Genomic DNA, 13012 nt, shown 5'->3' with positions numbered 1-13012 from the left:
TTCACTTAAGCAAAATATTGACTAAAGTGGACAAGCTAATAGAAATGATTTGAAAAGGTGGTACAACTTATGTTTAAACATACAACCGTTTTATTAAAGGAAACGGTAGACGGCTTAAATGTTAAAGAAGATGGTACATATGTAGATTGTACATTAGGTGGTACTGGACATAGCAGCTACCTTTTATCGAAATTATCGCAAAAGGGTCATTTATACGCTTTTGATCAAGATGACGTTGCATTGGCTAATGCTAAAGAGAAATTAGCTATTTATGAGGGACAAGTAACCTTTATCAAAAGTAATTTCCGCTATTTAGCTGAGGAGTTAAAAGCGTTAGGCGTTGAAAAGGTTGATGGAATTATTTTTGATCTAGGAGTTTCTTCACCACAGCTTGATACACCTGAACGTGGATTTAGTTATCATCATGATGCGCCTTTAGATATGAGAATGGATCAACAATCAGATGTATCTGCATTTGAAGTTGTAAATAATTGGCCATATGAGGCTTTGGTGAAAATCTTCTTTAAATATGGTGAGGAAAAATTCTCTAAGCAAATTGCTAGAAAAATTGAAGCGCAACGAGAAAACAATCCGATAAAGACAACCGGAGAGCTAGTTGAGATCATAAAGGATGCAATCCCAGCTCCTGCTAGAAGAAAAGGTGGTCATCCTGCAAAACGGATTTTTCAGGCTATACGAATTGCTGTTAACGATGAATTAAAGGTATTTGAAGAAGCAATAGAACAATCAATTGAATTGTTAAAGCCAGAGGGTAGGGTTAGTGTTATTACCTTTCATTCCCTGGAAGATCGAATTTGTAAATCAGCCTTTAAGGAGGCTGCAACACCACCTGAGTTACCTCGTAATATGCCTGTTATTCCGGAGGGGTATGAACCAAAAGCAAAACTAGTAACTAGAAAGCCAATTTTACCTTCTGAAGAAGAGCTTGAAGAAAATAATCGTGCTCGGTCTGCAAAATTAAGAATTATTGAAAAGTTATAAAGGACAAAAATTAAAGTTTACATTGTGTAAATTTATCTAAGGAGGTTATAAGTATGAGTAATTTAGCAAGAAAAATAGAGCAACAAAGACAAGAGCAGCATCAGCATCAACCTAATACTGAACCAATTATTATTAAAAGAAGAGCTTCTATAACATTAGGTGAGAAATTTCTCGTTATATTACTCATTGGACTTTTTGTTATTGGAGCTGTGAAAATTGTTTCAAGCAGTTATACCATTTATCAAACGAATGTAGATATTCAAAAAATGGAAGCAAAGATATATGAACAAACAAAGCTTAATAGTGACCTCCATGTTCAGGTTGAGGAACTGAGTACATACGAAAGAATTTGGGAGAAAGCAAAAAGTTTAGGCTTAACTTTAGATCAAAATAGTGTGAAAACAGTACAAGACTAATAGCTCAAATCGGGGACTAGACTACTTTATTAATAGTAGTTTAGTCCCTTAAAAGTATTGTAGGATTTTTCGAACGATGGTGGTATGATTAACGGGGAGGTTTTGTATGAAATTGACTCAAAAAAATAAAAATATGAATAGAGGAGCTGCAATATTATCAGTATTTTTTGCGCTGCTTTTTTTAACGATATTCATTCGGTTCTTTTACATTCAATCAACAGGTACTGTACATGGACAAGCACTAGCAGCAAAAGTCGAAGAACTTTATAAAAGCCAGAGAACAATTGAGGCTGAACGTGGTTCTATTTTAGACCGTAAAGGTAATGTTATTGCTGAAGATAAATCATCTTATAAACTTGTAGCAATTCTTGATGATAAAATTACAACTGATCCTGATAACCCTCAACATGTTATTGACGTCTCTGAAACTGCTCAAAAGCTTGCACCCTTGATAAATATGGACATAAATGAAATTGAAAAGCTACTTTCTAAAGATTTATACCAGGTTGAATTTGGTGCAGCAGGAAGGGATATAAGTCATAGTTTAAAAGAAGAAATTACGAAGCTTGAACTTCCTGGGATAATCTTCAGCCGTGATACACAACGATTTTATCCAAATGGTATATTTGCGTCCCATTTAATAGGTTATGCTCAGCAAAAAGATGATAGTGGAGAAACTGTCGGTATGATGGGCTTGGAAAAAACCTTAGATAAATATTTACATGAAGAAGATGGTTTTGTTAAATATCAGAAGGATGGATACAATTGGAAGTTGCCAAATAGTAAAGATGAAATAACGGCACCTGAAAATGGAAATGATGTCTATTTAACGATTGACCAGAAAATTCAAACCTTTTTAGAAGATGCCATGAATCAGGTTGTAGATGAATACACGCCAGAAAAGATTATAGGAGTAGTTGCAGATCCGAAAACAGGTAAAATACTTGCGATGAGCCAACGTCCAAGCTTTGATCCAAATGTAAGAGACATTAACTCTTATTACAATGATGTGGTTTCATCACGCTATGAACCTGGATCTACTATGAAGATTTTTACCCTTGCAGCTGCAATTGAAGAAGGAGTCTATAATGGTAATGCTACTTTTCAGTCTGGATCATATTCTGTAGATGGACCGGATATTTATGACCACAATAAGACTGGATGGGGACCAATTACCTTTAATGAAGGTGTACAGCGTTCTTCAAATGTAGGCTTTTCTATTATTGCTGATAAACTTTTAGGAACAGATCGATTTTACCAATATCTCAACTCATTTGGTTTTTTAAAAACGACTGGAATTGATCTCCCAGATGAAGTTAATAGTAAGTTCAATTATAAATTTCACCGTGATCAAATCTCCACATCTTTTGGACAAGCATCTGCTGTTACACCAATTCAACAAATTCAAGCAGCTACTGCGATAGCAAATGGTGGAAAAATGATGAAACCATTTGTAATTGAAAAGATAGTAGATACAGATACACAAGAAATTGTTAAGGAAACGAAACCAACGATTGTGGGTGAACCCATTTCTGCTAAAACATCGCAAGAAGTGATGAATTTATTAGAAACAGTTGTAACTGGAGAAAAAGGTACAGGTAAGCCTTTTAAAATTGAAGGTTATAATGTTGCTGGTAAAACTGGTACTGCACAAATGTATTCTGACTCGGGTGAAGTTCTTAGAGGTCATGATAACTATATTTTTTCATTCCTCGGAATGGCACCAAAGGAAGACCCAGAACTAATTGTTTATGTTGCAGTTCAAAGACCTAAATTAGATGGTCAAGCAGGAGCAATGCCAGTTTCAAAGGTGTTTAACACTGTTATGAAAAACAGTCTTCAATACCTACAAATCGATCCTACTAGTACTGTTTCTGAAAAAGAATCAACCAACCAAAATGATGGAATCAAGTTACCATCATTCGAAGAGAAAAATCTCACTGAAGTAAAAGCTGAGCTTGATAAATTAGGCTTAGAAGCAGTAATGCTTGGTGATGGTCAGAAAATTATCTCACAATATCCCAAGGCTGATACAGCAGTGATTAATGATGAAAAAATCTTGCTGAAAACTTCCGATTCTATTAAAATGCCAAATATCACTGATTGGTCTAGAAGAGATGTTATGAAGTTAGGTTATCTTTTAGATTTATCGATAAAAACGGAAGGATCAGGATATGTGACAAAACAAAGTATTAAGAAGGACAGTATCGTAAAAGTGGGAGATTTATTAACAATTACGTTAAATACTCGCAAATCCTCAGACGATCAAACTTTAGAAAAGAAGAATAATTAACTAAGAAGTTACTCAATTTGAGTAACTTTTTTTCATTATGTATATAAGTTTAGGGCTAGTTTTTCAAATTTCATCTCTACTTTTCTATGTTCTAATCTCCTATGTACAAGCATATATTTTACAACGAGCCTAGACAAGGGGGGATAGGATATGCGGGTATCAAATGTAACTGTAAGAAAGCGACTTGCTTTAACTTTGCTTTTTGGGTTGATAATTTTTTTAGTGATTGATATACGTCTAGGATATGTTCAGTTCTTTCTTGGTAATTCATTAACTTCAGGTGCAAAAGACCTGTGGAGTAGAAATATACCGTTCGAACCTGAACGGGGAGAAATTTTAGACCGAAATGGTGTAAAGCTCGCCACGAATATGAGTGCTCCTTCAATTTATGTTGTTCCAAGACAAATTGAAAATCCTGCTGAAGCTGCAAAAAAACTGGCAGCGACTTTAAATATGTCAGAAGAAAAAGCTTATGGACATCTTACTAATAAGGTATCTATAGAACGAATAAATCCTGAGGGACGGAAAATTTCTCATGAAAAAGCAAATGAAGTGAGAGATTTAGATATTAAAGGTGTTTACATTGCTGAGGATTCGATTAGATATTATCCTTATGGTAGTTATTTATCACATGTTCTTGGTTTTGCGGGTATAGATAACCAAGGGTTATTAGGGTTAGAATCATTTTATGATAAACAGTTAAAGGGAGAAAAAGGATATGTTAAATTTTTCTCTGATGCTAAAGGTCAACGTATGCCTGATGAAGCGGATGATTATACAGCACCTGTAGATGGGAATAATTTAAAACTGACAATTGATTCTAGAGTTCAGACCATTATTGAAAGAGAATTAGATAATGTACAGGCTACATATAATCCAGATGGAATTATTGCGATTGCAATGAATCCAAATAACGGGGAAATACTTGGTATGTCAAGTAGACCTGATTTTGATCCTGCAAACTTCAGAAATGTAGATCCTATAGTTTATAATCGAAATTTACCTGTATGGAGCACATATGAACCAGGTTCAACATTTAAAATTATTACGTTAGCTGCAGCACTTGAAGAACAAAAGGTAGATCTTGAGAAAGATGAATTTAATGACACTGGTTCTGTGGAGGTAGATGGAGCTCGATTAAGATGCTGGAAAAGAGGAGGACATGGACATCAAACTTTTTTAGAGGTTGTTCAAAACTCCTGTAATCCAGGCTTTGTTGAGTTAGGACAAAGACTTGGTGAAGAAACACTATTTAAGTACATTAAAAATTTCGGCTTTGGTCAAAAAACAGGCATCGATTTACAAGGTGAAGGTACAGGTATTATGTTTAAGCCTGAGCGTGTAGGTCCTGTTGAGCTTGCAACCACAGCTTTTGGTCAAGGTGTTTCTGTTACACCAATCCAACAGGTTACGGCAGTATCTGCTGCTGTTAATGGAGGGATATTATATACTCCTTATATTGCTAAAGAATGGGTCGACCCTGTTACAAATGAAGTGATAAGTAGACAAACTCCTGAGGCAAAACGGAGGGTGATCTCTGAGGAAACATCAAAGGAAATTCGTTATGCTCTTGAAAGTGTTGTTGCACAAGGAACAGGACGTAACGCGTTTGTTGATGGTTATCGTGTAGGTGGGAAAACTGGTACAGCTCAAAAAGTTAAGGACGGAAAATATATGGAGAATAATCATATTGTTTCCTTTATTGGATTTGCTCCTGCAGATGATCCACAAGTTGTAATATATGTTGCCGTTGATAATCCTAAAGGTACAATTCAATTTGGTGGGACTGTAGCTGCCCCAATTGTTGGTAATATAATGAGAGATGTTCTTCCTGAAATAGGTGTTGAACCTAGAAAAGACCAGATTGAAAAAGAATATAACTGGTTGGACACAAAATTAGTAGAGGTACCGAATATTATAGGGTTATCGAAGCAAGAGTTATCAGAGCAATTAGTTAATTTGAAGCTTGATGTTTCTGGTGAAGGAGAGGTTGTTGTGCAGCAATCCCCAAGTGAAGGTGTGAAAGTGAAAGAGGGCTCCAAATTACGTGTCTATTTAGGTGAAGATAAAAGTGTAAAATCAGATAAAGATTAATAAAAGAAAGCATGCCATTTTTAAAAATTATAGATGGCACGCTTTCTTTCTGTTGTTTTAGTATTATATTTGTCCTGCCTGTTGAAGTCTTTCATCTAACGCTAATCAACTTATACTATTTTAAAAGTTAATAACAGCAATTGAATACCAAAGCTTTATGGAGCTAAGATTATTGATAAATTCACAATATATCTGAAAAAAAACCAATTTTTATCAAGAAATAAAACGAAGAAGGATAGCTCTTTTTTTATAAGTAAGATAAAATAAGGACTGAGCAAAAAACATCAATTAAGTGATCTAAGAAGTGAAGCTTTGAAATGAAAGTAGGAATATATTATGAAATTAAATGAATTGCTTACATATTTAACCGATCATCAAACCTATGACTTTACCGAAAATCCTTTTATACAATCCATTGAAATGGATTCCAGAGAAGTGGGTAATGGGAGCCTGTTTATTTGTATTGAAGGTTATACAGTTGACGGTCACAATTACGCTAAAAAAGCTGTTGAAAATGGAGCTGTTGCAATTCTTGCTGAAAAGGAAATAGATGTAAATGTACCTGTTGTTATTGTAAAAGATACTAAAAGAGCAATGGCTTTACTTGCTGATATTTTTTATGGTCAACCTACTCATCAAATGCACCTCATTGGTGTAACTGGAACAAATGGAAAAACAACAACAACACACATTATTGAAAGTATATTAAATGAAGCAAATAAGAAAACAGGTCTAATTGGGACGATGTACATAAAAATTGCCGATGAAATTAAAACAGTTAAAAATACCACCCCTGAAAGCTTAACACTACAAAAAACTTTTAATGAAATGATGAAAAAGAAAGTTTCACACGCAATTATGGAGGTATCATCTCATGCTTTACATTTAGGGAGAATCCATGGTTGTGATTTCAATGTAGCAGTATTTACAAATTTATCACAAGACCATTTAGATTATCATGAAACGATGAAGGACTATCAATTTGCAAAAGGTCTCTTATTTGCACAGCTAGGAAACCGTTTCAATCATAACGAAATAAAGGTTGCTGTGTTAAACGAGGATGAAGAGGCTTCAAAAGAATACAAAAAAATGACTGCTGCAAAAATTTTAACATATGGAATTGATCAACAAGCAGACATTATGGCAAAAGACATAAAAATGACATCACAAGGAACACAGTTTAATCTTATTACACCAAATGCTGAAAAAATAGTAACAATAAATATGGTAGGTAAGTTTAGTGTTTATAATGTTTTAGCTGCAGTTGCTGCTTGTCTAGCTTCATCAATTGATCTACAGGTAATTATTAAAGCAATTGAGTCGATGGTAGGAGTTAGAGGCCGTTTTGAATTAGTTGATGCAGGCCAAGATTATACAGTTATCGTTGATTATGCACATACACCGGATAGCTTAGAAAACGTACTTCAAACAATTAAACAATTTGCTACAGGTCGTGTATTTTGTATTGTAGGCTGTGGTGGGGACCGAGATAAAACCAAACGTCCTCTTATGGCTAAAATTGCTTCTGTTTATAGTGATGAACCAATCTTTACATCTGATAACCCAAGAAGTGAAGATCCTTTAATGATATTGAAAGATATGGAAAAGGGAGTGGAAGGTTTGCACTACCACTTAATTCACGACAGGGAGGAAGCAATACAGCTGGCTGTAAAAAAGGCAATTAAAGGCGATGTTATCTTAATTGCAGGTAAAGGGCATGAAACATATCAACAAATTGGCAATCAAACTCTTGACTTTGACGACAAAGAAATCGCAATAAAGGCGATCCGCTTATTAAAACAATAAGTTCTTTAGATGTTCTTTTCGGGATAGTTAAAGCTGCGGATTATAACTATTTAAAGGAACAGATATAAAGGGTGAGCCGACAAGTGTTAGTGTCTAAGATGGCTTTCGAGAATAAATAATCCATTTGCCCAGAGAGAGTTCCTGTAACAAAAATATAAAATGAATTAACGAATTAAAAAATAAAAAATCTATTCTAATCGGATTATTGTACATAAGTAAAATTGTGTGGTTTTAGAACTTTTTTAATCATAGAATAGGTAACATAGATAGAAAGAGAAGTTGATAAGATGATTGAAATTAAGTTAGGAAAACATATTTTTGAAAATAAGACATATGATATTTGCATATATAACATGCTCGTATATAGTAATAAGACATTGATAGAAAGGAGGGATTATACATGTTAGAGCAGGCGATCTTAATTACAATTGCGATGGGATTCTTAATAAGTGTATTATTATCCCCACTTATTATTCCATTTCTACGAAGATTAAAATTCGGTCAAAGTATAAGAGAGGAAGGACCAAAATCACATCAAAAGAAATCAGGTACACCTACAATGGGTGGGGTAATGATTATCTTTGCGATCATAATTACTACGATTGTGATGACGGGGAAATACTCTCAGTTAAGTGTCGAGATGTATTTATTATTATTTGTAACAGTAGGTTACGGTTTGTTAGGCTTTTTAGATGATTTTATAAAGGTTGTAATGAAAAGAAACCTAGGTTTAACGTCTAGACAAAAGTTATTAGGGCAAATAATCATCGCTATTATATTTTATATTGTTTATACACAATATGGATTTTCAACTGATATTGGTATTCCAGGGACAAATATCTCCTTTGATTTAGGCTGGGGTTATGTTGTTCTAGTTATCTTTATGTTAGTTGGAGGATCAAATGCAGTTAACTTAACTGATGGTTTAGATGGTTTGTTATCAGGAACTGCTGCAATAGCTTTTGGTGCATTTGCAGTACTTGCATGGAATCAATCTCAACTAGATGTTGCTATTTTCTCAGTTGCAGTAGTAGGTGCAGTACTAGGTTTCCTAGTTTTTAATGCACATCCTGCAAAAGTATTTATGGGTGATACCGGATCACTGGCATTGGGTGGGGCGATTGTGACGATTGCCATATTAACTAAGCTGGAAATCCTACTTGTACTTATAGGTGGAGTGTTTGTAATCGAAACTTTATCTGTTATCATTCAAGTTATTTCCTTTAAAACAACAGGTAAGCGAATATTCAAAATGAGTCCTCTTCACCATCATTATGAGTTAGTAGGCTGGTCTGAATGGAGAGTTGTTGTGACATTTTGGACAATAGGTTTAATATTTGCAGTACTTGGAATATATATTGAGGTGTGGTTGTAATTGATAAAAACAAACGAATATATACATAAGAATGTATTAGTTATAGGGTTAGCAAAAAGCGGCTTAGCAGCCGCTAAATTATTACATAAGATTGGTGCAAATGTAGTAGTAAATGATTTAAAAGCAAATAAACAAGAATCAGCAGTTTTGGAATTAATCGAGGTAGGTATCGAAGTAATTACTGGAGATCATCCACTAACAATATTGGATGAATTTCAAATTGATGAAGTTGTAAAAAACCCAGGGATACCTTATTCAAATCCACTAATAAAATTAGCCCAAGAAAAAAACATACCTATTATCACAGAGGTAGAGCTAGCATATAAAATTTCTGAAGCTGATATTATTGCCATTACCGGCTCAAATGGAAAAACTACAACAACTACCCTTATATATGAAATGCTTCTTGTAGATAACAAGCGACCACTTATTGCAGGAAATATCGGAACAGTTGCTTGCGAGGTTGCACAAAGTGCTACGAAGGATGATGTGATTGTTATGGAATTATCTTCATTTCAATTACTAGGAACTAGAGAATTTAAACCAAAAATAGCCATGATTTTAAATATATTTGATGCCCATTTAGATTATCATGGAACAAAAGATGAATATATTTATGCAAAAGGTAAAATTTATGAAAATCAATCCTCTACAGATGTAGCTATTATTAATTATGATGATGAGGATGTTATGCGTAATGCTGAAAGCTCTCATGCTGAAAAGCTTTTTTTCTCTAGTACAAAAGAATGCATGGATGGTACCTATCTTAAAGATGAAAGTGTTTGGTTTAAAGGTGAACGTATTATTTCCTTAAAAGATATTGTTCTGCCAGGGGAGCATAATGTTGAGAATGTTCTAGCGGCAATATCTGCGGTAAAGCTACGCGGTGTGACGAACAGTTCAATTAGAAAAGTGTTAACTTCTTTTAATGGAGTAAAACATAGACTTCAATTCGTTGGAGAAGTATCGAAACGAAAATTTTATAACGATTCTAAAGCAACAAATATATTGGCAACAAGCAAAGCGCTTAAAGCTTTTCATACACCAACTATATTGTTAGCTGGTGGTCTTGACAGAGGTAATGAGTTTGATGAGTTAAAGCCATATTTACAAAATGTAAAAGCGATGGTTTTATTTGGAGAAACTGCACCTAAATTAGAACGGATTGCAAAAGAATCTGGAATAGAAGTAATCAAACGTGTCGATAATGTGGAACAAGCGGTATATACGGCGTTTGAAGTTTCCACAACAGAAGATGTTATTTTATTATCACCAGCTTGTGCAAGTTGGGATCAGTATAAAACTTTTGAAGAAAGAGGAGACATTTTTATTCAAGCCGTGCATAAGCTTAATTAAGGGCTTGTACAATGTTTTACTTGTAGACGGAGCATTCCGCGTTTTTCTATAGACGATACAGCCCTTAATAAACTTGATACAGGGGTGTGTTCGGCGTTGACAGCAAAAAGGTCTACACCAGATTTTATATTAGTTATTCTAACATTACTTCTTTTAACAATTGGTCTTGTCATGGTATACAGTGCAAGTGCGGTTTGGGCGACTTATAAATTCGATGATTCATTCTTTTTTGCAAAACGTCAGCTGTTATTTGCAGGTGTTGGTGTAATCGCGATGTTTTTTATCATGAATGTTGACTATTGGACCTGGAGAACATGGTCTAAAATGTTAATAATCATTTGTTTTTTTCTACTAGTTGCAGTATTAATCCCAGGAATAGGAATGGAACGAAATGGTTCCCGTAGCTGGATAGGTGTTGGTGCATTTTCAATTCAACCCTCTGAGTTTATGAAATTAGCCATGATAGCATTTTTAGCTAAGTTCCTATCTGAAAATCAGAAAAAAATAACTTCTTTTAAAAAGGGTCTAGTCCCTTCACTCGGTCTTGTTTTTACTGCATTCGGAATCATTATGCTACAACCAGATTTAGGGACAGGTACAGTAATGGTTGGAACCTGTATTGTGATGATTTTTGTATCAGGTGCAAGAGTTATTCATTTCGTATGGTTAGGGTTAATTGGAGTCGCTGGGTTTGTTGCTCTTGTCTTATCAGCACCATATAGAATAAAACGAATCACTTCCTTCTTAGATCCTTGGGAAGATCCACTAGGTAGTGGATTTCAGATTATCCAGTCGTTGTATGCAATTGGACCTGGTGGTTTGTTTGGTTTAGGACTTGGTCAAAGTAGACAGAAGTTCTTTTATTTACCAGAACCTCAAACTGATTTCATTTTTGCCATTTTAGCAGAAGAACTTGGTTTTATAGGTGGATCTTTTGTTATTTTATTATTTGGACTATTGCTATGGAGAGGTATTAGGATAGCACTTGGGGCACCAGATTTATATGGTAGTTTTCTAGCAATCGGTATTATCACAATGGTTGCCATTCAAGTTATGATCAATGTAGGAGTCGTCACAGGATTGATGCCTGTTACTGGGATTACGCTTCCATTTTTAAGCTATGGAGGTTCATCACTAACGTTAATGTTGATGGCAATTGGTGTTTTATTGAATGTTAGTCGATATTCTAAATACTGAATTAAGAAAAGAAGTTTCATTATTAGCTATTTATCATATACAATATAAGAAGTTAAAAAAAGGCTGACAATTGATGAGTGACAAACTTAAGAGGATATCCTCTAAGCAGTCCTTAATAGTCAGCCTTAAATACGTTTTACATATGTGATTTTTTGTTTTTTTCGTAAGCTTTGTTGTGTTTAGTATCTGGAAGAATGCAGTCTATAGAATCTTTTATTGTCTTATTATAGTAACATAAAAGAAAATATCACTGTTCTACAACATATGATTAAGATAAATAACAACAATTTTCTAAAAACAAGAGTCTTATATCTTCAATTAAACAATTAATAAATCCATATATATCAGGAGAAGTGGGGGGACAGCTATGAAGGTAGTAGTAAGTGGTGGCGGAACAGGTGGACATATCTACCCAGCCTTAGCTTTAATTAACGAGATAAAAAAACATGATCCTAATGTGGAGTTCTTATACATAGGCACTGAAAAAGGATTAGAAAATAACATAGTGAAAAGAGCAGGGATACCTTTTAAGGCTATTGAGATCACTGGATTTAAACGGAAGATTTCGTTTGAGAACGTAAAGACTATTACGAGATTTTTAAGAGGTGTAACTATTTGTAAGAAATATTTGAAGGATTTTAAGCCGGATGTTGTAATTGGTACAGGTGGCTATGTATGCGGACCAGTCGTTTATGCTGCCTCAAAACTAAATATACCAACTGTTATTCATGAGCAAAATAGTTTGCCGGGAGTAACGAATAAGTTTTTATCTAGATATGTTGATAAAGTAGCTATTTGTTTTGAAGATGCAAAAAAATACTTTCCTGAGCATAAAGTAATTTTAACAGGTAATCCAAGAGCATCTGAGGTTCTTGGCAGAGATGCCGAAAAAGGCAGACAATCGTTAGGTTTAAAAGCTAATCAAAAAACAGTACTGATTTTTGGAGGTAGTAGGGGAGCTAGGGCAATTAATGATGCTGTGTTACAAATGATACCTACTTTAGCCGGTAAGTCATATCAAGTTGTATATGTCACTGGTGAGGTACATTATGAAAAAGTAATGGAGGAGATTAATAAATTAAGTGATTCCTCTCATGTTATTATAAAACCATTTATTCATAATATGCCTGAGGTATTATCAGCTGTTGACTTAATTGTGTCTAGAGCAGGTGCAACATCATTAGCTGAGATTACAGCACTTGGTTTACCAAGCATCTTAATTCCTAGTCCATACGTTACTGCGAATCATCAGGAAGTTAACGCTAGATCATTAAGTGATAAGGATGCTGCTATCTTACTAAAAGAACAAGAATTAAATGGTGAAACTCTCCTTTCGACAATTGATCATATTTTGTTAAATCAAATAAAACTAGATGAAATGAGTCAAGCATCGAAAAGATTAGGTATACCAGATTCAGCTCAAAGATTATATGAAGTTATGCAAAAAATTAGTGGGAAATAAATAGAAATAGA

General features: G+C 34.4%; 9 protein-coding genes. All 9 read left to right on the top strand.

From position 1 onward, the window contains the following. The first annotated feature begins 69 nt into the window (after positions 1–69). The 9 genes from rsmH to murG all read left to right on the top strand — a co-directional run bounded on the left by rsmH (position 70) and on the right by murG (position 13001). Entirely contained in the window at positions 70–1002 is a 933-nt protein-coding gene (gene rsmH, locus JOC75_RS06785; protein ID WP_204953264.1) for a 16S rRNA (cytosine(1402)-N(4))-methyltransferase RsmH, read from the top strand. Positions 1003–1055: 53 nt separating this feature from the next. Further along, positions 1056–1418, top strand: a complete 363-nt coding sequence (gene ftsL, locus JOC75_RS06780; protein ID WP_204953263.1) for a cell division protein FtsL — start codon at positions 1056–1058, stop codon at positions 1416–1418. A gap of 112 nt (positions 1419–1530) precedes the next feature. After that, complete coding sequence (locus tag JOC75_RS06775) at positions 1531–3711, top strand: penicillin-binding protein (RefSeq protein WP_204953538.1); 2181 nt, start codon at positions 1531–1533, stop codon at positions 3709–3711. Between the two features lie 150 nt (positions 3712–3861). Further along, positions 3862–5805, top strand: a complete 1944-nt coding sequence (locus JOC75_RS06770; RefSeq protein ID WP_204953262.1) for a stage V sporulation protein D — start codon at positions 3862–3864, stop codon at positions 5803–5805. Between the two features lie 336 nt (positions 5806–6141). After that, complete coding sequence (locus JOC75_RS06765) at positions 6142–7611, top strand: UDP-N-acetylmuramoyl-L-alanyl-D-glutamate--2,6-diaminopimelate ligase (RefSeq protein WP_204953261.1); 1470 nt, start codon at positions 6142–6144, stop codon at positions 7609–7611. 400 nt (positions 7612–8011) lie between these two features. Then, positions 8012–8986, top strand: a complete 975-nt coding sequence (gene mraY, locus JOC75_RS06760) for a phospho-N-acetylmuramoyl-pentapeptide-transferase (RefSeq protein WP_204953260.1) — start codon at positions 8012–8014, stop codon at positions 8984–8986. Beyond that, complete coding sequence (gene murD / locus JOC75_RS06755; protein ID WP_239589302.1) at positions 8987–10342, top strand: UDP-N-acetylmuramoyl-L-alanine--D-glutamate ligase; 1356 nt, start codon at positions 8987–8989, stop codon at positions 10340–10342. Between the two features lie 96 nt (positions 10343–10438). Further along, entirely contained in the window at positions 10439–11539 is a 1101-nt protein-coding gene (spoVE, locus tag JOC75_RS06750) for a stage V sporulation protein E (protein ID WP_204953259.1), read from the top strand. Between the two features lie 367 nt (positions 11540–11906). Further along, positions 11907–13001, top strand: a complete 1095-nt coding sequence (gene murG / locus JOC75_RS06745; protein ID WP_204953258.1) for an undecaprenyldiphospho-muramoylpentapeptide beta-N-acetylglucosaminyltransferase — start codon at positions 11907–11909, stop codon at positions 12999–13001. Positions 13002–13012: the final 11 nt, after the last annotated feature.

This window comes from Metabacillus crassostreae (genome assembly GCF_016908395.1).
Classification (GTDB): domain Bacteria; phylum Bacillota; class Bacilli; order Bacillales; family Bacillaceae; genus Metabacillus; species Metabacillus crassostreae.
The sequence above is the reverse complement of the archived record's forward strand: the minus strand, read 5'-3'. Positions and strand labels throughout refer to the sequence as shown.